This window comes from Pseudomonas sp. IPO3774, assembly GCF_013386835.1.
GTDB lineage: Bacteria > Pseudomonadota > Gammaproteobacteria > Pseudomonadales > Pseudomonadaceae > Aquipseudomonas.
In genome coordinates this window covers 7763-29252 of sequence record NZ_JACAQY010000025.1, presented here as the reverse complement: position 1 = coordinate 29252, position 21490 = coordinate 7763, and the positions used below count along the sequence as shown (strand labels likewise).

Below are 21490 nucleotides of genomic sequence, written 5' to 3'. Positions count from 1 at the left end.
GGAGGAAATGCACAAGTGGCGCATAAACGAAAATCCAGTGTGGGAGCTGTCGAGCTTTAGCGAGGCTGCGATAGCGGTGGGTCAGGCAGCATCAATGTTGACACTGCTGCCGCCTTCGCAGCCTCGCTAAAGCTCGACAGCTCCCACAGGGTTTGGTGGTCTGCTAATCTGCGCTCGTTGAATCTCGACCGCCACCCGTGGACCTCTCAATGACATCGCCATCCGATCAAAACCTTGAACCCCAATCCGTCTGCAGCCCGATCACCAGCAGCGCCATTTTCATGGTCGCGACCCTGGCGCCTGGCAGTGACTCGGCTGAGGCGGTGCGCAGCTGGTGCGCCGATATCGCCGGCCTGGTGCGCTCGGTCGGCAAGCGTGTACCGGCGGGCAACCTGACGTGTGTCGCAGGGTTTGGCTCCAAGGCGTGGGATGCGCTGTTCGGGGGGCCGCGGCCAGCAGCGTTGCATCCGTTCAAGGAAGTGGGCGTGGCCGGGCGCCTGGCGCCGGCCACGCCGGGGGATATCCTGCTGCACATTCGTGCCGAGCAGATGGACCTGTGTTTCGAATTGGCCACCCAGTTGATGGCGGCGCTGGGGGATGCGGTGACGGTGGTGGACGAGGTCCAGGGTTTCCGCTATTTCGACATGCGCAGCATCATCGGTTTTGTCGACGGCACCGAGAACCCGGTCGGGCGCAAGGCGGTGGGTTTCACCATCGTCGGTGATGAGGATCCGGCGTTCAGCGGCGGCAGCTATGTAATGGTGCAGAAGTACCTGCACAACATGCAGGCCTGGAATGAATTGTCGGTGGAGGCGCAGGAGCGGGTGATCGGGCGCACCAAGTTGTCGGACATCGAGCTCGACGATGCGACCAAACCGAGCAATTCCCACAGTGCATTGACCACCATCACCAAGGACGGCGAGGAAGTGAAGATCCTGCGGGACAACATGCCCTTTGGCCGGCCGGGCGCGGGGGAATTCGGGACGTACTTTATCGGCTACGCGCGCTCGCCAGAGCCTTTGGAGTTGATGCTGGAGAACATGTTTGTCGGCCGACCGGTCGGCAACTATGACCGCCTGCTGGACTTCAGCACGGCGGTCACCGGCGGCCTGTTCTTCATACCGTCTGCGGATTTGCTCGAAGAACTGGCCGACCGCGCGCCTTAGGCCAACAACCCGGTGCTCACCGCCACAATCAGGAACACCCCCAGCACCGCGCGGTAGATCACGAACGGCCAGGTGGAGAATCGCTCCAGGAACTTCATCAGGCCCCAGATCGCGAAGAACGCCGACACACTGGCAACCACCAGGCCAAAGATCAAATGCGGCCAGGCGTGGGCGGGCAGCTCGGCGTGGAACAATACCCACAGCTCTTTCAGCCCCGCGAGGGCGATCGCCGGCAAGCCCAGCAGGAACGAAAACCGCGCCGCTTCTTCACGCTTGAAGTTGAGGAACAGTGCGGCGGTCAGGGTCGAACCCGAGCGGGAAACCCCAGGAATCAGCGCGCCGATCTGCGCAATGCCGACAATCAGCGCATCCCGCAGGCGCATTTCGCCCACCGTGCGCTTATGCCTCGCGCTGAGTTCAGCCGCCGCCAGCAGCACCGCCATCACCAGGCAGGAAATCCCGATCACCATCAGCCCGCGCAGCGGCGAGTTGCAGGAGTTGAGGGTCGACGACAAGGCTATCCCGGCAATCCCTATCGGAATCGTCGCCAGCACAATGGCCACCGCCAGCTTGAACCACTGGTTGTTGTAGTCACCCTGGCGCACCGCGGTGATGCTGCCGACCGTGACCTGGCGTACATCCTTCCAGAAGTAACTGACCACTGCTGCCAGGGCGGCCAACTGCATGGCCGCGGAAAACGCCGAGCCGGGATCCGGCCAGCCGAGCAGGGCGGGCACGATGCGCATGTGGGCGGTGGAAGACACGGGCAACAATTCGGTGATGCCCTGAATGATGCCCAGGATGCCTATTTGCAGGTAATCCAGGGACGCAAAGCCGACATCGAGGCCGCTGGTGCAGACGTTTGTCAAAGTACTTATCCTGAAAGCAAGGGGAGGGAAGTGACGCGGAGTTTAGTCTAACTTTGTAACGATTTTGTCGTTGACACGAGAAAAGCGCGATCGGTTCAGCAAGCAGAAAGCTTGGCCGGTGTATTGGCATTGCAGGTGGCTTTGTTGACAATGGCGGCCTGTTTTTTTGCCGAGATGCCCATGCCTGCAATCCCCGATACCACCGTCGAACTGATCGAGACCGGCCCGGAACACGCCACGTTGATCGCCAACCTTTACCAGTTCTACGCCTACGAGTCCTCGGACTGGGAACAGGAAGATGTCGAGGTGGACGGTCGCTTCTACATCCATGAGGAGCACCTGGCCCGCTACTGGGAAGACCCGCAGTGGAGTGCCAACTTGCTGCTGGTCGACGGCTTCATCGCCGGCTTCCTGCTGATCGAAGGCAGCGAACTGCCGGGGATCGATGCGCTGGAACTGGCGGACCTGTTCATCCTCAAACGCTACCGCCGCAAGGGCATTGGCCGCGCCATCGCCACTCAGGTGTTGAGCAGCGGCGAGGCGAACTGGCTGGTGCGTTTCTATGATCAGGATGAAGTGAGCCAGGCGTTCTGGCGCACTGTGTTGGATAACCTGCCGCGTCCGGTGCAGGCCATCGAGCTGGACGATGAGCCGAACCTGCTGAGTTTCCTGGTGACGCGCGCGGCGTTGCACTGAACCATCAACTGAACGCGGCGCCAGCCCCTGCACTGAACAATGCCGCCTGCATCGCCTGTGGCGGCTGGCCGAACGCCCGCAGGAATGCCTGGCGCATGCGCTCGCGATCACCGAACCCGGTCTCGCGGGCGACCACTTCCACCGGGTGCCGACTGGTTTCCATCATTGCCCGGGCGGCTTCCACCCGCAGGGATTCGATGGCCTTGGCCGGGGTTTGCCCGGTCTCCTCGCGAAACACCCGGCTGAACTGGCGTGGGCTGAGCCGCGCCACGGCCGCCAGGGCCTCGACCGAAAGGTCGTGGGTCAGGTTCTCCCGGGCGTAGGCCAGGGCCAACTGCACACGGTCGGACTTGGGGTCGAGTTCCAGCAACGCCGATAGCTGCGACTGTTCGCTGCCACGGCGCTGGGCAATCACCAGCTTGCGCGCGATGCGGCGGGCGAGGTCGCTGCCCAGGTCGTTCTCCACCATCGCCAGCGCCAGGTCCACCCCGGCGCTCATGCCGGCACCGGTCCAGATCTGGCCGTCGACCACGAACAGCTTGTCTTCCTCCAGGCGAATCTGCGGGTAGCGCTTGGCAAAGGCCGGTGCGTGCAGCCAGTGGGTGGTGGCGCGCTTGCCTTCGAGCAATCCGGCCTCGGCCAGCACGAAGATGCCCATGCACAACGAAGCAATCCGTCGCGACTGTTTGGACGCCGCCTGGACCAGCCTCGGCAGGCTGGCGTCAGGCAGTTGGAACTCCAGGTAACCGCTGACGATCAATGTGTCATAGCCCTCGGGCCGGATCGGCGTACTGTTCACCGAGAAGCCCTGGGACGTCATGATCGGACCGCCACTTTCCGACACCAGGTGAAACTCATACGCCTGCTCGCCACGCAGCAGATTCGCGCACTCGAACACCGAGCCCAGGCTGAGGCTCAAGGATTGAAAGTTCGGGTACACCATCAGCGCAATGCTGTGCATCTCATCTCTCCAGGGGGCGCGGAGCGGTGATTGTCGGCGTGTGCCAGGGAAACGGCAACCGCCTTGGCGCAATGTCCGGAATCCTTGCGGACATGACATTGTGCGGTTTTGGCCCGGCTCCTAAGCTTGATTCCATTCCAACCCACATCACCCCGAGGCACTGGCACATGAAAGTATTGATGGTTTTGACTTCTCACGACCAGCTTGGCAACACCGGCCGCAAGACCGGGTTCTGGCTCGAAGAATTTGCTGCTCCCTACTACGCGTTCAAGGACGCCGGGGCCGACGTGACCCTGGCTTCGCCGGCCGGTGGGCAACCGCCCCTGGACCCGGTCAGCGACCTGCCGGATTCGCAAACCGACCAGACCCGCCGCTTCGCCACTGACCCGGCGGCGCAACAGGCCCTGGCCACCACCGTGAAGCTGGAGTCGGTCAACTCCGGCGACTTCGACACCGTGTTCTACCCAGGCGGCCACGGCCCGCTGTGGGACCTGGCAGAGTCGAAAACCTCCATCGCCCTGATCGAAGCCTTCGAGCGTGCGGGCAAGCCGATTGGCTTTGTGTGCCACGCCCCGGGTGCCTTGCGTCACGTCAAGGCGGTCAACGGCGAGCCGCTGGTCAAGGGCCGACGCGTCACCGGCTTCTCCAACTCTGAAGAAGCAGCGGTTGGCCTGACCGACGTGGTGCCGTTCCTGATCGAGGATGATTTCAAGGCACTGGGCGGCACGTATGAGAAGGGTGCCGATTGGCAGTCCTTTGTGATTGAAGATGGCCTGCTGGTCACCGGGCAGAATCCTGCCAGTTCCAGTGACGTTGCCAAAGCGCTGTTGAAGCTGACCGCGTAACCCGCTGAATCCCCCAAAAAGTACGTTGTTGGCGGCTCCCCTGAGCGGGAGCCGGCAGCTTCTGCTTGTCTGAAATTTGAATCCGGAACTGTCCCCCCATGAGCAACAGCGCTTTAGGTACCCCGATCACACTGGGGCACCACACCCTGAAAAACCGCATCGTCCTGCCGCCGCTTACCCGCCAGCGAAGTGCCCAGCCCGGTGATATCGCCACGGACTTGATGGCGCTTTATTACCGCCAGCGTGCTACCGCCGGCTTCATGGTCAGCGAGGGCACGCAGATCGAGCCTCGCGGCCAGGGTTACGCCTGGACCCCGGGCATCTACACACCGGAGCAGATTGACGGCTGGCGTACCGTGACCGATGCCGTGCATGCCGAAGGCGGCGTGATCTTCGCCCAGCTTTGGCATGTGGGTCGCGTGTCCCATCACGAACTGCAGCCCGACGGCGCAGCACCCGTTGCGCCGTCGGCGATCCAGCCGCAGCAAGCCAAGGCATTCGTTGCAACCGGGCCCGGCACCGGTAAGTTGGTGCAGCCACCCGAGCCGCGCGCCCTGGCTACCGCCGAGGTCAAGGAGTTGGTGGGGCTTTACGCCCAGGCTGCAAAAAATGCATTGGCCGCAGGCTTCGATGGCGTGGAAATTCATTCGGCCAACGGCTACCTGGTCAACCAGTTCATCTCGGCGCATTCCAACCAGCGCGACGATGAATACGGTGGCTCACTGCACAATCGCCTGCGGTTCCTGCGGGAAATCGTCGAGGCGGTGGCCGAAGTAGTCGGCCCGCAGCGCCTGGGTGTGCGCTTTGCGCCGTTGTTCAGCGGCACTGACCAGGACCGGGTCTACATCGGCCTCGTCGAGGAAGACCCGCATCACACCTACATCGAGGCGATCAAGGTGCTTGAGGCGGCCGGCATCGCCTACGTGTCGATTGCCGAAGCCGACTGGGACAATGCCCCCGAGTTGCCCGAGTCGTTCCGCCAGGCGGTGCGTGACACCTTCAGCGGCCGGATCATCTACGCAGGCCGCTACACCGCAGAGCGCGGCGTGCGGCTGGTAGAGGCAGGGCTGGCAGACCTGATCGCGTTTGGCCGGCCGTACATTGCCAATCCCGACTTGCCCCAACGCCTGCTCAACGGTTGGCCGCTGAACCCGTTGAACGCGGACGGCCTGTATGGCGGCACCGAGGTGGGCTTCACCGATTATCCGGTGTATGCCGGGTAGGCACGGGCTACTCGATCGGGTATTTGCCGAATGCCGGGTGCTGCTCGGCGAGGGCCGCGTGGCGTTGCAAGTGGGGAAACGCATCGGCCTTCACGACGTCGGCTATCTTCAGCTGGGTGAAGGACCAGGCGACCGCCACCGTCAGGCTCGCCTGGGTCAGCGGCAAGTCGCTGTCGCGCTCGGCCACCCGCGCCTCCAATAACGCATAGGCCGCCAGCAGTTGTCCGGTCACGCGGTCGATCCACGGCTGATGCAGTTTTTCGGCGGGCCGCAGGTGATGTTCGTAGACGATCTGCACGGTCTTTTCGCACGCTGCCAGCGCCAGGCCGATCACTTGCAGATCCCTGGCAAGCGCTGGGGCTGACGGGGGCAGCAATCGGCTGCCGGCCGGCGCCAGGGCTTCCAGGTACTCGAGGATCAAGCCGGAATCCATCAGCACCGTGCCGTCGTCGAGCACCAGCGTCGGTGCCTTGACTACCGGGTTGATCCCGGAAAACTCATCGAAGGTGCTGAACACCGACAATGCCTGGTTCGAACGCGACGCCGTACAGTTCCAGGGAAATGGCCACGCGGCGCACGTAGGGCGAGTCCAGCATGCCGACCAGTTTCATGAAGCCTCCATTAACCGCAGTGTTTTGTTCTGATGACGTTATAAACCGTTTTTCCGCATGTTTATCAATCCACCCGCAACACAATCTTGCCGATATGGTCGCCACCTTCCATGCGCGCATGGGCCTTCGCGGCGTCGGTGTAGGCATACACCTCATCGATCATCGGCAGGCAACGCCCGGCCGACAGCACCGGCCACACGTGTTCGCGCAGTTGTGCGGCAATCGCGGCTTTTTCTTCCCGGGTGCGTGAGCGCAACAACGAGCCGGTAACGATCGCGCGTTTGCCGAGGATCGCCAGCAGGTCGATGTCTTTGGCGCGTGCGCCGCCGAGGAAGCCCAGCATCACCAGGCGACCTTCCATGGCCAGGGCGCTGATGTTGTCGTTCAGGTAGGAGCCACCCATGATGTCGAGGACCACATTGACACCCTTGCCCGCGGTCTTGTCAGCGATGACCTCGGCGAAATTCTGTTCCCGGTAGTTGATCGGCTCGGCTCCCAGCTCGCGGATGGCGGCGCATTTTTCCACGCTGCCGGCGGTGGCGAACGCTTCGATACCGAACTCGCGGCAGAGCATCAGCGCGGTGGTGCCGATGCCGCTGGTGCCGCCATGGATCAACACGCGCTGGCCTTTATGCGCACCGCCGATGCCGAACAGGTTGGCCCATACGGTGAAGAAGGTTTCCGGGATCGCTGCCGCCTGAATCCAGTCCAGGCCATCGGGAACCGGCAAGGTCTGGCTGGCGGGCACTGCGCAGTACTGCGCATAACCGCCGCCATTGGTCAGGGCGCACACCTTGTCGCCCAGCGCGTACTCGCTGACGCCTTCGCCCAGCGCGACCACCACACCGGCCACTTCCAGCCCGGGAATCGGGCTCATGCCGGGTTTCATCGGATACGTGCCGGCGCGTTGCAGGGCGTCCGGGCGATTGACGCCGGCGGCGTGCACGCGGATCAGCACTTCGCCGGGGCCGGCGACAGGTACCGGCTCCTGGCGTGGTTGCAGGACTTCGGGGCCGCCGGGGCTGGTGATTTCGATCAGGGTCATTTCGTGGGGCAGAGTCATTTGAGTGCACCTGTAGCAATGAACGTATGGGTTGGGACCGCGCCCGTTACCGAGCGGTTCAGCCTGCTGGCGATCCTGGGTGTTTTCGCTGGTGCCCAGCATAGCCGTGATGAGTGATGCAATAATGCTGCGATTACACGTCACGCTGATGCAAAAATGCATTGAAGGGGAAAGCCATGAATTGGGACGATGCGCGGGTGTTCCTCGCGGTGTGCCGCGAGTCCACACTGCGCGGGGCCGCGCGGGTGCTGGGGGTGGATCAGGCCACCGTGGGGCGACGGGTCAATGCCCTGGAAAAGTCCCTGAACGCAACATTGTTCCTGCGCACCTCCGAAGGCTATGCGCTGACCGCCGTGGGTGAAGCCGCGTTGCAATCGGTGGAGAACATGGAGCGCTCGGCCCTTGACCTGGAGCGTCAGGTCCTGGGCCTGGACGACCGCCTGACCGGCACCGTACGGGTGACCACCACCGATTCCCTGGCCATCGACTTCCTGATCCCGGCCATTGCCCGGCTGCACGATGCGCACCCTGACGTGCGCGTGCAGATGGACGCTTCGACCCAGTTGCTTAACCTGGCCAAACGCGAAGCCGATATCGCGGTGCGCAATACCCGCCCGGACAACCCCGACCTGATCGCCCGGCGCATCGCCCGCTGGCCGGTGGGGCTGTTTGCCTCGCAGGCGTATATCGATCGGCACGGCGCACCCGAACCGGGCAGCCTGTTCGAAGGACACGACCTGGTGGTGTATCAGCCGCACCTGCAAAGCCAGAAGGACCTGACCCTGGTCAGCGAGCCGCTGGGACGCGGACGTATTGTTGCGGCCTTGAGTTCAAGCCTGTTGGTACGCCGCTCCATCGCCGCAGGGATCGGTATCGGTGAGGTTCCGATAGTTTCCGGCGAACGCGACGGCCTGGTGCGGCTGTGGCCGGACCGTACGCGGCCGTTGCCCTACGATGTGTGGCTGGTGACCCATGCCGACCTGCGGCATACCGCCCGGGTGCGGGTGGTGATCGACGAGATCGTCGCGGGGTTTGCCGGCACCGGGGAATAGTACGACTGCCTGAAAAGGCCGGGTGTCAGCCCGGCCAGAAATAAGTCGTCGCAGGAGAACGCAATCGGCTCAGCGTTGCAGGAAGGCCAGCAGATCTTCGTTCAAGGCTTGCTGGTGGGTCACCGCAAAACCATGGGGGGCATCCTTGTACACCTTCAACTGCGCGCCTTTGATCATCTGCGCGGCGACCTTGCCGGTAGTTTCGAACGGCACGATCTGGTCGCCATCACCGTGGATAACCAGGGTTGGCACGTCGATCCTGGCCATGTCCGGGCGGAAATCGGTTTCCGAGAACGCGGTGACGCAATCCACCGTCGCCTTGAGCGAGGCGAGCAGGGCGATGTTCAGTGTTTGAGTCAATAGACCGCTGGAGACCTGTTGGCCCTTGTTGATGCCATAGAACGGCGTATTGAAGTCTGCCAGGAACTGCGCGCGATCCTTCAGCAACGCGGCCTTGAACCCGTCAAACGCTGCCATCTCGACCCCTTGCGGGTAATCCGGCTTTTGCCCGAACAGCGGCGTCACCGCCCCCAGCAACACCAGCCCGGCCACGCGCGCGCTGCCATGGCGGGCGATATAGCGGCTGACATCGCCGCCGCCCATGGAGAAGCCCACCAGGGTCACGTCCTGCAGATCCAGATGGTTGATCAACTGGGCGATATCGTCGGCAAAGGTGTCGTAGTCGTTACCGGTCCAGGGCTGGTCCGAGCGGCCAAAACCACGGCGGTCGAACGCGATGGTGCGGTAGCCGCGGCTGCTCAGGTACTCCATCTGGTATTCCCACATATCGGCATCCAGCGGCCAGCCGTGGCTGAACAGCACCGGTTTGCCGGTGCCCCAGTCCTTGTAGTAGAGCTCGGTACCGTCTTGTGTGCGTAGGGTGCTCATGGCAAAACTCCTTGGGTGAGAGGGCAGCCAATACTATAGGCGCAGAATCTGACGAGGGACTTGTATGCCTGTGCTCGGTTGAACGGTTCAGCGTCTATGCTGGTCAACTGCTTTCTACCGTCTGAACAAACAGGTGAACGAAATGGCCAAGACTTACAGCTACGCCGCTCGTGACTCCAAGGATTCCCTCAAACCCTTCACGTTCGAACGTCGCGCCCCCGGGGCCGATGATGTGCAGATCGACATCCTCTATTGCGGCGTCTGCCACTCGGACCTGCACACCGTACGCAACGAATGGAAAAACACCCTGTACCCGTCGGTACCGGGCCATGAAATCGTTGGACGGGTGACCGCCGTGGGCGCCAATGTCAGCAAGTTCAAGGTGGGCGATTTGGCCGGTGTCGGCTGCATGGTCGACAGCTGCCAGCACTGCGAATCCTGCGCCGAGGGCGAGGAGCAGTATTGCGAAAACGGCTTCACCGGCACCTACAACGGCCCGGCTTTTGGTGGCGAAAACACCTTCGGCGGCTACTCGGACAATATCGTGGTCAAGGAGAAGTTCGTCCTGCGGATCTCCCACGACGAGAGCAACCTGGCGGCGGTCGCGCCGCTGCTGTGTGCAGGCATCACCACCTACTCACCGCTGCACCACTGGAACGTCGGGCCGGGCAAGCGCGTCGGCGTTGTCGGCCTCGGTGGCCTGGGCCATATGGCGGTGAAAATCGCCCATGCCATGGGCGCCTACGTGGTGCTGTTCACCACCTCGCCGAACAAGCGCGAAGACGGCCTGCGCCTGGGGGCCGATGAAGTGGTGGTGTCGAAGAACGCGGACGAAATGGCCAAGGTTGCCAACTCCCTGGACTTCATCCTCAACACCGTGGCCGCGTCCCACAACCTCGACGCCTTCCTCAACCTGCTCAAGCGTGACGGCACCATGACCCTGGTGGGCGCCCCGGATAGCCCGCACCCGTCACCGACCGTGTTCAACCTGATCTTCAAGCGTCGCAGCCTGGCCGGGTCGTTGATCGGTGGCATCCAGGAAACCCAGGACATGCTGGATTTCTGCGCCAGGCACGGGATTGTCTCGGACATCGAGATGATCGACATCCAGGGCATCAATGACGCCTACGAGCGCATGCTCAAGGGCGATGTGAAGTATCGGTTCGTGATCGACATCGAGAGCCTGAAGAAAGAAAAACACGCGGCCTGATTGATCGCCGCCGATCCCTGTAGGAGCGGGCTGGTGTGGGAGCGGGCTTGCTCGCGAAGGCGGTGTGTCAGTCGCTCAATAGGCTGGCTGAACCACCGCTTTCGCGAGCAAGCCCGCTCCCACCCAAGCCCGCTCCCACATTTTGATCTTCGCCGGTTTCTAGGCCGACAGGTGTTCATACAAAATCGTCGCACCCACCAGCATCAACACCACGCCGCCAACCATCTCGGCGCGCTTGCCGACCACAGTCCCCAACACCCGGCCAAGCATCATGCCGATGGTTACCATGGTCATCGTCGCCAAGCCGATCGCCGCAGCGGCCACCAGGATATTCACGTCGACAAACGCCAGGCCTACGCCGACCGCCAAGGCATCAATGCTGGTGGCAAACGCGGTCACGGCAAGAATCATGAACGAGTGCTGGCTCGGTTTCTCTTCCTCTGGATCATCGGCCTTCAAGCCGTTGTAGATCATGTGCAGGCCCAGGGCTACCAGCAGGGTAAAAGCGATCCAGTGGTCCCAGTTTTGCACCCAGCGAGTGGCGGCCTGGCCGATGGCCCAGCCGATAATCGGCGTGATCGCTTCAATCACACCAAAGATCAGCCCGGCCCGCAGGGCTTCGGTCAGGCGTGGTTTGTGCAGGCTGGAACCTTTGCCAATGGCCGCCGCAAAGGCGTCCGTGGACATGGCAAGGGCGAGAAGAATCAGGGAAATGGGGTTCACGGTAAGGCTTCCAGTCGGGCTGTATGAGTCAACGACACAACCACACGCCCGACTTCAGGCATGGATGTGTCGCTGGTCTCACCAACCAAAATGGTGTTCGCACCACGGCATGTTGCCGAGAATGTTGATACGAACGCTTCGAGAATCCGAAGCAGGCTACTCCCCAACGAGGTGGCGGATCATAGCCGCGCAATCATGAAAATTTTGTTAAGGACGCCTCACGGATGTTCCAGGTGACACCGCACCTGCTGACTCATCCCACCCGTCAACCGCTGCGGCCGCTCACAGCCTTGTGTACGCCTCGGGCAGCGGTCGAGAAAGAAACACCCACCCGGCAACACCCGGTTCCCCGGCAGCTCTGTCGGTGCACTGACATACGCGTCGTCCAGCGCCACCCCCAGCTTGGGCACCGCCTCCAGCAACAGCTGGGTGTACGGATGCTTCGGCTGCTCCAGCACTTGCTCGGCACACCCCAGTTCCACGATCTGCCCCAGGTACATCACCGCCACCCGGTCGGCCATGTGCCGCACCACCGAAACGTTGTGGGAGATCAGGATGTAGGTCAGCCCCAGCCGCCGTTGCAGTTCGGCCAGCAGGTTGAGGATTTGCGCCTGCACCGAGATATCCAGGGCCGAGGTCGGCTCGTCCAGCACCAGGATGCTCGGGTTGGACGCCAGCGCGCGGGCGATGGCGATGCGTTGGCGCTGGCCACCGGAAAACTGGTGCGGGTAACGGTCCAGGTATTCAGCGCGAATGCCTACCTGCGCGGCGACCTTGGCGGCGATGGTGCGCATTTCACTCTTGGGCGTGTCGCCAAGGGCGAACAGCGGCTCGGTAATGATTTTCCAGATGGGCAGGCGCGGGTCGAGGGACGATTGCGGGTCCTGGAATACGATCTGCACATGCCGATGGCGTTCCCGGGCACTTTCGTAGACCCAGTCCACTTCACCGTCACTGGGCTTGACCAGGCCCATCAGCAATTGGGCGAGGGTGCTTTTACCGCAGCCGGACTCGCCGACAATCCCCAGGGTTTCCCCACGGCGCACCTGCAAGTCGATGCCGTTGAGGGCGTGAGCATAACCGCGCGGGCGGCCCAGCCAGTCGGTTTTTACCGGGAACTTGACCCGTACATCCCGCAAAGCCAGCAGTGAATCTTGAGACACGGTCATTGCACCGACTCCCCGGCAGTCAGCCAGCACGCGCTTTTGCGGGTGCCGGCAGGGTTGATCAGGTCCAGGCGCGGGCGCTCGATGCATTGGCTCATGGCCTGGGGGCAGCGTTCGCGAAAGGTGCAGCCTGAGGGCAGGGCGGCAAGGTTGGGCACCTGGCCGGGGATGGTCAGCAGGTCGTCGCCGGGTTTCACCTGTTCCGGCAAGCCGCTGAGTAACCCTTGGGTGTAGGGATGGCGCGGGTCGCTCATCACCTGGGCGGTGGGGCCTTCTTCCACCACGGCGCCGGTGTACATCACATACACCCGGTCGCAGAACTGCGAGACCACAGCCATGTCGTGGGTGATCAGCAGGATCGCGGTGCCGCGTTCCCGGGCTTTTTCCCGCAGCAGCAACAGCACCTGGCGTTGCACGGTGACGTCGAGGGCAGTGGTGGGCTCGTCGGCGATCAGCAACTGAGGGTCGCAGGAAAATGCCAGGGCGATCATCACCCGCTGGCGCATGCCGCCGGAGAGTTCGAAGGGGTAGCTGTCGAGCACCTGTTCGGGGTCGGCGATGTGCATGTCCCGCAGCAGGGCGATGGCCTTGGCACGGGCGGCGGCCTTGCTCAGGCGCTGGTGGTGGATGATCACATCGAGCATCTGCCGGCCAATGCGCCGGGTCGGGTTCAGCGCGGTCATCGGCTCCTGGAAGATCATCGCCGCGTCACGCCCGCGGATCTGCAGCAACTCCTTCTCGCTGGCACCGAGCATGTCGCGGCCGAGCATCTGCAAGCTGCCGGCGGTGATCCGGTAACTGCGCTCCGGCAGCAGGCGCAGGCTGAGCATCGCGGTCACGGATTTGCCGGAGCCGGATTCTCCCACTACGCCGACGACTTCGCCGGGGTTGACGTGCAACGACACGCCGTTGAGTGCCTGGACGTTGTTGCGGTAAGCCGGGAATTCCAGGCTCAGGTTGTCGATGGCAAGCACTGCCGGACTGGACATGGTCATTTCCCCTGTTGCCGTGGGTCGAGCAGGTCACGAACACCGTCACCCAGCAGGTTGAAGCCGGTCGCGGTGACCAGGATCGCCAGCCCCGGAAAGGTCGAGTACCACCAGTTGTCGAGAATGAAATTGCGCCCGGTGGCAACCATCGCGCCCCATTCGGCGGTGGGCTGTTGTGCACCCAGGCCGATGAAACCCAGGGCCGAGGCCATCAGGATCGCGCTGCCGATGTCCAGGCTCAGTTGCACCAGCAACGGCGGCATCGCATTGCGGCCCACGTGCCACGACACGATGTGCCAGCGCCCGGCGCCGAAGGTCTGGGATGCCTTGACGTAGCCCATCTGGCGAATGCTCAGGGCCTGGCCCCGGGCCAGGCGCACATAGAACGGGATGCGCACCACGGTGATCGCCAGCATCGCATTGAACAGGCTCGGGCCCAGTGCTGCAGCCAGGGCCATGATCAGCACCAGGGACGGCACCGACAGCATGATGTCCATCAGGCGCATGATCAGGCTGTCGAAACGCCCGCCGATGATCCCCGACAGGCAGCCCAGCAGCCCGCCCACCAGGCAGGACGAAAACGCCACGAACAGGCCCACGCCCACCGACTGGCGGCTGCCGTACAGCACCCGGCTGAACAGGTCGCGGCCGACTTCATCGGTGCCGAACCAATGTTCGGCGGAGGGCTCGGCCAGGCGTTGCGCCAGGTTCAGGGCATTGGGGTCATGGCTCGCCAACCAGGGGGCGAAGGCCATGCAGATCAGCACGATCAAGGTGATGGTCAGGCCGGCGATGGTCAGCGGGCTGCGGCGTATTTGATAGCCCAGGTACTCCATTCGCGCTCGCCAGGTGGGGCGCTGTTCCAGGGGCACCGGTACGGGCATGGTCAGGGGAGCGGTCATCTCAATTCACCTCGCCGATGCGCGGGTCGACCACCCGGTAGAGCAGGTCGATCAGCATGTTCAGCAGTACATAAATAAACGACACCAGGATCGCGAAGCCCATCACCGCCGGGAAATCCAGGGACTGGATCGACTTCACCACATAGGCACCCATGCCCGGCCAGGCGAACACGGTTTCGGTCAGCACCGCGCCATACAGCAGGTCGCCGAGGGTCAGGCCGAGCACGGTGATCGACGGGATCAACGCGTTGGGCAGGGCGTGGCGCAGGATCACCGCCCAGCGCGACAGGCCGTAGGCGCGGGCGGTACGGATGTAGTCCTCGCCCAACTGGTCGAGCATCGCCGAACGAATCTGCCGGGCGACTACGCCGAGGTTGACGAAACCCAGGGTCACGGCGGGCAGGATCAGGTGTTCCAGGGCATTCAGGAACAGTGGGATATCGCCGGCCAGCAGCGAGTCGATCAGGTAGAACCCGGTGATGGTGCGCGGTGGTTCGAGGCCTTCATCCAGCCGCCCGCTGCCGGGCAGCCAGCCGAGCTGGCCGTAGAACAACACGATCAGGCCCAGGCCGAGCCAGAAGGCCGGGGTGGAAATGCCCGTGACCGCCAGCGTTCGGGCGAGCTGGTCGATGGCGCGGTTGTGATACACCGCTGACAGCACCCCCAGCGGCACGCCCACCAGTACCGACAGCAGCAGGGCGGCGACCGCCAGTTCGAGGGTCGCGGGGAAGAACGCTTTCAGGTCTTCCAGCACCGGGCGGCTGGTGCGGATCGAGGTGCCGAGGTCGCCGTGCAGCAGGTCGCTCATGTAGCGGCCGTATTGCTGGTACAGCGGCAGGTCGAGGCCCAGTTGATGGCGGATGTTCTCGACAATGGCGTCGCTGGCCCGGTCGCCGGCAATCAGGCGCGCCGGGTCACCCGGGATCAGGTGGGAGATGCAGAAGGTAATCAGCGAAACGCCGACGACGACCAGGATCAGGCCGAACAGGCGTTTGCGCAACATATTCAGGAAGGCCATGAGGGCTCCTCGGTAACGCGAGACATTTGGATCAGGAATACAGCCTGGAAAACACAGCAGGTCCAGTGTGGGAGCGGGCTTGCTGGCGAATACGGTGGGTCAGTCATACATCGGGTAACTGATACACCGCTTTCGCGAGCAAGCCCGCTCCCACATTTGATTGCGTGTTACTTACTGATCTCAGCCACGTTGAACACCTGCTCCAGCATCGGATGGAACACATAACCCTTCACCGAATCACGCATCGGCAGGGTGTAGTTCTTCTGATAGAGGTAGGCGTACACGCTGTCCTTGAGCACGATCTTCTGGGCTTCCTGGTACAGCTCGGTGCGCTTGGCCGTGTCGTTGTTGGCCGCCGCATCGCGAATCAGCTTGTCCACCACCGGGTTGCTGTAGAACGAACGGTTGCCCGGCAGGCCTTGCAGGGAGGAGTCGAACCAGAAGTTCATGTACATGTAGGGGTCGGAGAAGTCCGGCGCCCACGAGCCGATGGACACGTCGAAGTCACCCTTGCCCAGGCGCTCGCGCATGGTGGCGTTGGCCAGTTTTTCCATCTTCAGGTTGATCCCCAGCGGCGCCAGGCTGGCTTGCAGGGTCAGGCCGATGGATTCCCAGTCCGGGTCCTTGTCGGAGTACATGTAATTCAGGTTGGTGATTTTTTCCGGGAGTTTCTTCAGGTTCGCGCCCGCGCTGTCCAGGTCCTGTTTCATCAAGGGCAGGCTCGGGTCATTGGCCCACATGCCGGCGGGAATCGGCCCGTTCATCAACTTGGCCTGGCCCTTGAGGATGCCGTCGACAATGCCTTTGTAGTCCACCGCATCAACGATTGCCTGGCGGGCGTTCTGGTTGTTCAGCGGGGCTTTCTGGTTGTTCAGGTACAGGTAGGTCACCCGCAGCGACGGGAATTCCTTGATCACCACGTCTTTCTTTTTGGCCAGGTTGGTGAGCTGGTCCTGGGGCATGTCTTCGGCGATATCCAGGTCACCGCGTTCCAGTTGCAGGCGGCGTACCGAGGCTTCGCTGATGATCTTGATCACCACCTTGTTCAGCGCGGGCTTGGTGCCGGCGTAGTAGGTGTTGGGTTCCAGGGTCAGGCTCTGGCCTTTCTGCCAGTTGCTCAGGCGAAAGGCGCCGGAGCCGGCGGTGTGGGTGGAGAGGTAGGCGTTGACGTCGCCCTGTTTCACCACGTCCGGGTTGATGATGCCGGCGCCGTTATGGGCGAGGGTGTAAAGGAAGGGCGCGTAGGGCTTGGCCAGGGTGAACCGCACGGTGAGCGGGTCGACCACGGTGACTTTCATGTCATCCGGGAACGCACCCGACGGGCCTTGCTTGAGCTGCATCACGCGGTCGAAGGAGAACTTCACCGCATTGGCGTCGACCTCGGCGCCGTCATCGAACTTGTTGCCGGGCTTGAGTTTGAAGTCCCACACCAGACCGTCGGCCGAGGTGGTCCAGCTGTCGGCCAGGTCGCCCTTGACCTCGGTGCTGCCCTTGCCGTTTTCGACTTTGTAGGCCACCAGCTTCTGGTACGCCGGGTACGTCACCGCCCAATCGTTGTTGTCGATGGTCACGGCCGGGTCGAGGGTTTGCGGGTCGGCGGCCTTGCCGATCATCAAGGTGTCTTTGGGGGCGGCGGCACTTGCCGATTGCCACGCGCCCAGGCTCAGGGCGGCGCACAGCAGGGAGAGTGCGAGGGTCTTGCGGTTGCTTGGGGTCATGCCGGTTTCCTTGATTATTTAGAGGAAAAAGCGGGTTGGTTTATTTTTATGAAATCTATAACCGGGCAGTTGGAGCTAAAGGGTGCTGCTAATTATTGTGATGGTACGGTCCTTGGGATCAGTGTGACTCCTCAATTAATGGGAAAAGTTCGGCATCCGGCAACTCGTAGTGCCACCACTCGGTGGCAATCGCCTTGAAGCCGGCGCCAAGCATGATGCCCAACAACAGCAGGCGGTTGCGCTGCACCTGCGGCGGCAGGTCGGGGTAGAACTGGTGGGACTTGGGCTCCATGGCATCAAACGCCGTGCCCATGTCCAGGGGGGTGCCGTGTTCATCAATCAGTGTCAGGTCGACGGCCACGCCGCGGGTGTGGTGCGAGCCCAGGCGTGGGTCGCGCACGTAGTCCGGGTTGGGCAGGGCCTGCCACAACAGTTGCTGGGCGTAGGCAGGGCGATAGGCGTCGTAGATCAGCAGGGTCATGCCGGCCTGGCGTGCCAACAGGCTCGCCTTGCGCAGGCAGGCCGCCGCTTCGGTGTGCAGCAGGCAGCGGGTGTTGCGGTAGATCACGGTGCCTGCGAGGTTGTCGGCACTGGCGTAGATCAGGTCGACCTGTACCGGGTATTCCGGTGGGGCGATTTCTACCAATGGGCTGGTTTTCACTCAAAGATTTCCTTTCCAGGGTCAGGATTCGAACTGGCCGAAGGCCTGTTGCAGGGCGCGGTTTTTTGCCAGGCGTGCATCCAGTCGCTCGCCGTAGCGGTCAGCGACGGCAGACACCATCAGGTTGAACAGGCACGTCAGGGGCGCCATGGAGTCCCAGAACTGGCCGACATCGGTTTTCAACTGCAGCAGGTCCAGGTCGTAGTCCCGGGCCCAGGGGCATTGCAAGTCAGTGATCAACGCCAAGGGTAGACCCTGGGCATTCGCGGTCTCGCAGAACGTGGGCGTGATGCTGGAATAGGCGCGGAAATCCGCTGTGATGGCGTAGGGTTTTTCAAAGCCGGAGTTCAGGGTCTCGGCGTAGATCCCCGACAGGCCATCGACGTAATAGACCTTGGGACGGATGTATTCCAGGTGGCTGTGGAACGCATTGAGGATGCCCCGGGTGGACTGGATGCCGAGGATAAACACCGCGTCGGCGTCCACGATGTGCTGCACGATGTCGGCGAAACCCTGGCTGCGGGCCAGGCCATACACATGCTGGATGGCTTCGATCTCGCGGTTGAGGGAACGGTCGAGGGCGTCTTCCTGATCGTTCTCCTGGCGAAACGCACCCAGGCGGTCGGTGATCAGCCAGGAGGCTTGCGGGTCGCCGCGCAGGCCTTGCTTGACGTCATCGAGGTTGCGATAACCCAGGGTTCGCAAGAAACGCCCCACTGAAATCCCGGTGGTGCCGGCTTGCTGGGCGATGCTGTCGGCGGTTTCGAACGGCAGCTGTTGCAGGTTGCCCAGCAGGTAGGTCGCGATGCGCTTGCCGGTGGGCGTCAGCGTCGGGAACTGCTGTTCCAGCGTGCGCTGGAAGCTGTTTTTATCCATGACGTTTTCGCGCAGGCCGGTCATTGATGTTACTCATGTTTCATGATTTTGATGTCTGTTAGAAACATAACATCGGCAATCGCGATAACACAATGGCTTTTTTTGCACTGGGCGGGCAGGGGGGGACAAGCGGCGATCAAGGCCGCTGGGGTTTCACCGAAGTACCGAACGTATTGCCCATGCGCACACTGGTCGCTGCGGGTGTAGAGAGCCCGATCTGGTTCGGCTTGCGTTTGTCGATGGACACCTGTTGCGCTTGCTGGTTCTTTTGCGTGGCCTTGGCGGCGTCCGGGTGGTTGCCCATCTGCTGGCTCAGGCAGCCATAGTCCGGTGCCTTGTAGCCATCCACGTTGACCTCGGTGCAGCCATTGGGCGTTCCTTCGGCGTGGGCCATCAGTGGCAGGGCAGCACACAGCAACAGGCTGGCGAGGGTCGGGAACAGGTTCATCGGTGCCTCCTGGCGAGCCCTGGGAAATGGGCCGGTATGGCTCAAAAGTGTAGTGCAGCGGGCTGCCCGTCACCGTGATGTTTTTTTTGCTGGCACCGTAACATCAGGTTCATAAACTGGCCTCAGGATGACGGTTTTGTAGGCTATGTCGGACGTGTTGCGATGCTGAGCAGGGGGGCTTGGAGGCGCGCGGGCTGCTGCCTGGCTCTGCTGTTGGGGCTGGCGCAGACCGTGCGCGCCGAAGTGACCCTGGACCTGCCCGCGCAGAACCTGGATAGCGCCCTGCAGGCGTTCAGCCATGCCACCGGCATGGCGGTGCTGGTGGACCGCGAGTTGACCCGGGGCCGGCGCTCCATCGGCGTGCATGGCCGCTACAGTGCGCAGCAAGCCCTGGGCCTGCTGCTGACAGGGAGTGGCCTGATGGCGCGTTATGCCCGCAGCGATGCGTTCACCCTGCAAGTCCCCGAGGTCAGCCAGCCGGCCACGACGCGGGGGCTGAAGGCAGGGCATGCAGCACGGATCAACAACAGCTATGCCGCGGCCTTGCAGCAGGCGATCGAACGCAGTTTGTGCCGTTCGCCGCTGACCCGCCCCGGCAGTTTCCGGGCGCTGGTGCAGGTGTGGGTCAACGGTGACGGGGTGATCGAACACAGCCGGCTGGTCAGCTCCACCGGTGACCTGCAGCGTGACGAAGCGCTGGTACGCGGCCTGGGCGCCACCCGGGTCGAACGCCCGGCGCCCAGTTCGCTGCGCTTGCCGGTGACCTTACTTTTGATGCCCGATTCAACAGGAACACGCATGGAATGCACAGCAGGGGAAGGAGTTTCCGGGGCATGAAAGACACCGGCCACAGCATGATGGTCAGCCTGTTCCTGGCGTCCTACGAGGACTTCAAGGTACGCCTGCGCAAGCGCCTCGGGTCCGAGGACCTGGCCAACGACGTGCTGCACGAAACCTACCTGCGGGTCGACCGCATGGACGTACCGCCGAACCTGGCGCAACCCAATGCCTACCTGTATCGAATGGCGCTGAACATCGCCGCTGACCGACGCCAGGCGGATGCGCGACTGTTGACCGGCAGCGAAGTCGAAGAGCTGCTGCAAACCGTCGATGAAGCCCAGGACCCGTCGCGGGTGGTGGGTGGCCAGCGGGAAATCCAGTCCTTGCTCAAGGCCCTCTACGAACTGCCGGCGCGGCGGCGCCAGATCCTTATCGCTGCACGTCTGGAAGAGGCGCCACACCTGGAGATCTCCAGGCGTTTCGGGATTTCCACGCGCATGGTCGAAAAGGAAATCAAGGCCGGGCTGGGCCACTGTGCACAGCGCCTTGAAAGAAAAGTGATCCAGCGGTTCGGTCCCGGGGCCGGAAAACCGTCTTAGTGATTGAGTCCCTGATAATCCGTTGAGTACCTGCGCGCTTGAACATTTTTAACCTCTCCGCTGCCCGTGCTGCGCCCGACAGCCCCCTGCACGATGAAGCGCGTGACTGGCTGGTGCTGCTGACGTCGGGCCGGGCCACCGTTGCTGATGCCAAGGCGTTGCGCCAGTGGTGCGCCCAGAGCCCGGAGCATGCCCGGGCGTTCGAGCAGGCCAAGGTGTTGTGGCAGCAATTGGCTCCCGCCGCCGAGCAGTTTTCCCGGCCGCGGCATTTTGGGCGGCGGGCGTTTTTGGGCGGGGCGATTGCGGCGTCGGCGGCGGTGTTGATGGTGCGGGTGACGGTGCCGGGTGGGTTTGCCGGGTTGACGGCGGATTACCGCACCGAGGTCGGCGAGCAGCGGCGGGTGGAGTTGGGTGATGGGGTTCGGCTGGAGCTCAATACGCAGACGCGGATCAGCCGGCGTGAGGGTGGGATTGAGTTGTTGGAGGGGGAGGTCGAGGTGCTGGCCGATGCTGCGATGCCGCTTCAGGTTCAGGCGGGTGGAGGGTGGTTGAGTGCGGCTCGGGCGCGGTTCAATGTGCGCAATACGGATCACAGTGTGTGTGTGACGTGTATTGATGGGGCGCTGTTGGTGGGTGTTGGGGGGCGTACGGTTCGGCTTGAGGGTGGGCGGCAGCTGACTTATGACGCCAGCGGTGTGGGTGAGCCGGTGGCGGTGGACGTGCAGGCTGTGGTGGCTTGGCGGGAGCAGGTGCTGGTGTTTGATAATGCGACGCTGGCGACGGTGGTGGATGAGATCAATCGCTATCGGCCGGGGATGTTGCTGCTGATGAATGCGCAGTTGGGCAAGCGGCGGGTGCAGGCGCGGTTTAGTCTGCATCAGTTGGCGGGGGTGGCGCTTTTGATTCGCGATGCGTATGGGGCCAAGTGTACGGAGTTGCCTGGCGGTGTTGTTTTGTTGAGTTAGATCGGTGTGCATATCCGTTATTTAGGTAACGGCTGCTTCAAAATCAAAAGCACAGCGGCCT

22 protein-coding genes, 1 pseudogene and 1 riboswitch are annotated in these 21490 nt (G+C 62.7%); of the genes and pseudogenes, 9 read left to right on the top strand and 14 right to left on the bottom strand.

Going from position 1 to position 21490, the window contains the following annotated elements; translation table 11 throughout:
• The first annotated feature begins 209 nt into the window (after positions 1-209).
• Positions 210-1166, top strand: a complete 957-nt coding sequence (locus tag HYE77_RS15865; protein ID WP_003220100.1) for a Dyp-type peroxidase — start codon at positions 210-212, stop codon at positions 1164-1166.
• Here the strand turns inward: HYE77_RS15865 and HYE77_RS15860 are convergent.
• Entirely contained in the window at positions 1163-2035 is an 873-nt protein-coding gene (locus HYE77_RS15860) for an undecaprenyl-diphosphate phosphatase (protein WP_177068977.1), read from the bottom strand. The two genes, HYE77_RS15865 and HYE77_RS15860, sit on opposite strands and share 4 nt — an antisense overlap.
• A 189-nt stretch (positions 2036-2224) precedes the next feature.
• On the opposite strand from HYE77_RS15860, the gene HYE77_RS15855 reads away from it, so the two are divergent.
• Positions 2225-2731, top strand: a complete 507-nt coding sequence (locus tag HYE77_RS15855; RefSeq protein WP_032898758.1) for a GNAT family N-acetyltransferase — start codon at positions 2225-2227, stop codon at positions 2729-2731.
• 4 nt (positions 2732-2735) lie between these two features.
• On the opposite strand, the gene HYE77_RS15850 is transcribed toward HYE77_RS15855, so the two are convergent.
• On the bottom strand, positions 2736-3692 hold the full coding sequence (locus tag HYE77_RS15850) for a GlxA family transcriptional regulator (RefSeq protein ID WP_003220105.1): 957 nt from the start codon (positions 3690-3692) through the stop codon (positions 2736-2738).
• A gap of 167 nt (positions 3693-3859) precedes the next feature.
• Between HYE77_RS15850 and HYE77_RS15845 the strand changes: the two genes are divergently transcribed.
• Both HYE77_RS15845 and HYE77_RS15840 read left to right on the top strand, forming a co-directional pair.
• Positions 3860-4537: a type 1 glutamine amidotransferase domain-containing protein gene (locus HYE77_RS15845; protein WP_177068976.1), complete on the top strand. Its 678-nt coding sequence runs from the start codon at positions 3860-3862 to the stop codon at positions 4535-4537.
• A gap of 98 nt (positions 4538-4635) precedes the next feature.
• Entirely contained in the window at positions 4636-5760 is a 1125-nt protein-coding gene (locus HYE77_RS15840) for an alkene reductase (RefSeq protein WP_102368728.1), read from the top strand.
• Positions 5761-5767: 7 nt separating this feature from the next.
• Here the strand turns inward: HYE77_RS15840 and HYE77_RS15835 are convergent.
• Together HYE77_RS15835 and HYE77_RS15830 are read right to left on the bottom strand one after the other, a co-directional pair.
• Positions 5768-6371 (bottom strand): annotated as a pseudogene (locus HYE77_RS15835) (glutathione S-transferase).
• Positions 6372-6435: 64 nt separating this feature from the next.
• A complete protein-coding gene (locus HYE77_RS15830; protein WP_177020849.1) occupies positions 6436-7434 on the bottom strand; it encodes an NAD(P)H-quinone oxidoreductase in 999 nt (332 codons plus the stop codon).
• Between the two features lie 176 nt (positions 7435-7610).
• Here HYE77_RS15830 and HYE77_RS15825 point away from each other — a divergent pair, with 176 nt between their 5' ends.
• Positions 7611-8486: a LysR family transcriptional regulator gene (locus HYE77_RS15825; RefSeq protein ID WP_008431428.1), complete on the top strand. Its 876-nt coding sequence runs from the start codon at positions 7611-7613 to the stop codon at positions 8484-8486.
• A 69-nt stretch (positions 8487-8555) separates the two neighbouring features.
• On the opposite strand, the gene HYE77_RS15820 is transcribed toward HYE77_RS15825, so the two are convergent.
• Positions 8556-9374: an alpha/beta fold hydrolase gene (locus tag HYE77_RS15820; protein ID WP_177068975.1), complete on the bottom strand. Its 819-nt coding sequence runs from the start codon at positions 9372-9374 to the stop codon at positions 8556-8558.
• Between the two features lie 142 nt (positions 9375-9516).
• On the opposite strand from HYE77_RS15820, the gene HYE77_RS15815 reads away from it, so the two are divergent.
• Positions 9517-10584 (top strand): NAD(P)-dependent alcohol dehydrogenase, encoded by a 1068-nt coding sequence (locus HYE77_RS15815; RefSeq protein ID WP_003220118.1) that lies wholly within the window; start codon positions 9517-9519, stop codon positions 10582-10584.
• 159 nt (positions 10585-10743) lie between these two features.
• Here HYE77_RS15815 and mntP read toward each other — a convergent pair whose 3' ends face one another.
• The 9 genes from mntP to HYE77_RS15770 all read right to left on the bottom strand — a co-directional run bounded on the left by mntP (position 10744) and on the right by HYE77_RS15770 (position 19085).
• Positions 10744-11307 carry a manganese efflux pump MntP gene (gene mntP, locus HYE77_RS15810; RefSeq protein WP_177020851.1) on the bottom strand — a complete coding sequence of 188 codons (564 nt, stop codon included), beginning with the start codon at positions 11305-11307 and terminating at the stop codon, positions 10744-10746.
• Between the two features lie 10 nt (positions 11308-11317).
• Positions 11318-11484, bottom strand: a riboswitch (yybP-ykoY riboswitch).
• 41 nt (positions 11485-11525) lie between these two features.
• Positions 11526-12476, bottom strand: coding sequence for an oligopeptide/dipeptide ABC transporter ATP-binding protein (locus tag HYE77_RS15805; protein ID WP_003220120.1), 951 nt, complete (start codon positions 12474-12476; stop codon positions 11526-11528).
• Positions 12473-13468: an ABC transporter ATP-binding protein gene (locus HYE77_RS15800; RefSeq protein ID WP_032898749.1), complete on the bottom strand. Its 996-nt coding sequence runs from the start codon at positions 13466-13468 to the stop codon at positions 12473-12475. The genes HYE77_RS15805 and HYE77_RS15800 overlap by 4 nt, the downstream gene beginning before the upstream one ends.
• On the bottom strand, positions 13465-14346 hold the full coding sequence (gene ddpC / locus HYE77_RS15795) for a D,D-dipeptide ABC transporter permease (protein ID WP_032868129.1): 882 nt from the start codon (positions 14344-14346) through the stop codon (positions 13465-13467). The genes HYE77_RS15800 and ddpC overlap by 4 nt, the downstream gene beginning before the upstream one ends.
• A gap of 19 nt (positions 14347-14365) precedes the next feature.
• Positions 14366-15382 (bottom strand): ABC transporter permease, encoded by a 1017-nt coding sequence (locus HYE77_RS15790; protein ID WP_177068974.1) that lies wholly within the window; start codon positions 15380-15382, stop codon positions 14366-14368.
• A 167-nt stretch (positions 15383-15549) separates the two neighbouring features.
• Complete coding sequence (locus HYE77_RS15785; RefSeq protein WP_008431417.1) at positions 15550-17100, bottom strand: ABC transporter substrate-binding protein; 1551 nt, start codon at positions 17098-17100, stop codon at positions 15550-15552.
• Positions 17101-17218: 118 nt separating this feature from the next.
• Entirely contained in the window at positions 17219-17761 is a 543-nt protein-coding gene (gene ddpX, locus HYE77_RS15780; protein WP_177010053.1) for a D-alanyl-D-alanine dipeptidase, read from the bottom strand.
• 21 nt (positions 17762-17782) lie between these two features.
• Positions 17783-18637: a MurR/RpiR family transcriptional regulator gene (locus HYE77_RS15775; RefSeq protein ID WP_032898755.1), complete on the bottom strand. Its 855-nt coding sequence runs from the start codon at positions 18635-18637 to the stop codon at positions 17783-17785.
• Positions 18638-18773: 136 nt separating this feature from the next.
• Positions 18774-19085 carry a hypothetical protein gene (locus HYE77_RS15770; protein WP_177068973.1) on the bottom strand — a complete coding sequence of 104 codons (312 nt, stop codon included), beginning with the start codon at positions 19083-19085 and terminating at the stop codon, positions 18774-18776.
• A 162-nt stretch (positions 19086-19247) separates the two neighbouring features.
• Here HYE77_RS15770 and HYE77_RS15765 point away from each other — a divergent pair, with 162 nt between their 5' ends.
• Genes HYE77_RS15765 through HYE77_RS15755 form a run of 3 tightly spaced genes read left to right on the top strand, consistent with a single transcriptional unit; the run spans position 19248 to position 21429 of the window.
• Complete coding sequence (locus tag HYE77_RS15765) at positions 19248-19922, top strand: secretin and TonB N-terminal domain-containing protein (protein WP_087694899.1); 675 nt, start codon at positions 19248-19250, stop codon at positions 19920-19922.
• Positions 19919-20464: an RNA polymerase sigma factor gene (locus HYE77_RS15760; protein WP_102605758.1), complete on the top strand. Its 546-nt coding sequence runs from the start codon at positions 19919-19921 to the stop codon at positions 20462-20464. Before HYE77_RS15765 ends, HYE77_RS15760 begins: the two co-directional genes overlap by 4 nt.
• Positions 20465-20502: 38 nt before the next feature.
• A complete protein-coding gene (locus HYE77_RS15755; protein ID WP_008431412.1) occupies positions 20503-21429 on the top strand; it encodes a DUF4880 domain-containing protein in 927 nt (308 codons plus the stop codon).
• The last annotated feature ends 61 nt before the right edge of the window (positions 21430-21490 follow it).

Bases quoted from the DNA above. Each gene is read 5' to 3' on its own strand.
- HYE77_RS15865 (WP_003220100.1), top strand. From the start codon at position 210: ATGACATCGCCATCCGATCAAAACCTTGAACCCCAATCCGTCTGCAGC.
- HYE77_RS15850 (WP_003220105.1), bottom strand. From the start codon at position 3,692: ATGCACAGCATTGCGCTGATGGTGTACCCGAACTTTCAATCCTTGAGC.
- HYE77_RS15845 (WP_177068976.1), top strand. From the start codon at position 3,860: ATGAAAGTATTGATGGTTTTGACTTCTCACGACCAGCTTGGCAACACC.
- HYE77_RS15840 (WP_102368728.1), top strand. From the start codon at position 4,636: ATGAGCAACAGCGCTTTAGGTACCCCGATCACACTGGGGCACCACACC.
- HYE77_RS15830 (WP_177020849.1), bottom strand. From the start codon at position 7,434: ATGACTCTGCCCCACGAAATGACCCTGATCGAAATCACCAGCCCCGGC.
- HYE77_RS15825 (WP_008431428.1), top strand. From the start codon at position 7,611: ATGAATTGGGACGATGCGCGGGTGTTCCTCGCGGTGTGCCGCGAGTCC.
- HYE77_RS15820 (WP_177068975.1), bottom strand. From the start codon at position 9,374: ATGAGCACCCTACGCACACAAGACGGTACCGAGCTCTACTACAAGGAC.
- HYE77_RS15815 (WP_003220118.1), top strand. From the start codon at position 9,517: ATGGCCAAGACTTACAGCTACGCCGCTCGTGACTCCAAGGATTCCCTC.
- HYE77_RS15805 (WP_003220120.1), bottom strand. From the start codon at position 12,476: ATGACCGTGTCTCAAGATTCACTGCTGGCTTTGCGGGATGTACGGGTC.
- HYE77_RS15800 (WP_032898749.1), bottom strand. From the start codon at position 13,468: ATGACCATGTCCAGTCCGGCAGTGCTTGCCATCGACAACCTGAGCCTG.
- ddpC (WP_032868129.1), bottom strand. From the start codon at position 14,346: ATGCCCGTACCGGTGCCCCTGGAACAGCGCCCCACCTGGCGAGCGCGA.
- HYE77_RS15790 (WP_177068974.1), bottom strand. From the start codon at position 15,382: ATGGCCTTCCTGAATATGTTGCGCAAACGCCTGTTCGGCCTGATCCTG.
- HYE77_RS15785 (WP_008431417.1), bottom strand. From the start codon at position 17,100: ATGACCCCAAGCAACCGCAAGACCCTCGCACTCTCCCTGCTGTGCGCC.
- HYE77_RS15775 (WP_032898755.1), bottom strand. From the start codon at position 18,637: ATGGATAAAAACAGCTTCCAGCGCACGCTGGAACAGCAGTTCCCGACG.
- HYE77_RS15770 (WP_177068973.1), bottom strand. From the start codon at position 19,085: ATGAACCTGTTCCCGACCCTCGCCAGCCTGTTGCTGTGTGCTGCCCTG.
- HYE77_RS15765 (WP_087694899.1), top strand. From the start codon at position 19,248: ATGCTGAGCAGGGGGGCTTGGAGGCGCGCGGGCTGCTGCCTGGCTCTG.
- HYE77_RS15760 (WP_102605758.1), top strand. From the start codon at position 19,919: ATGAAAGACACCGGCCACAGCATGATGGTCAGCCTGTTCCTGGCGTCC.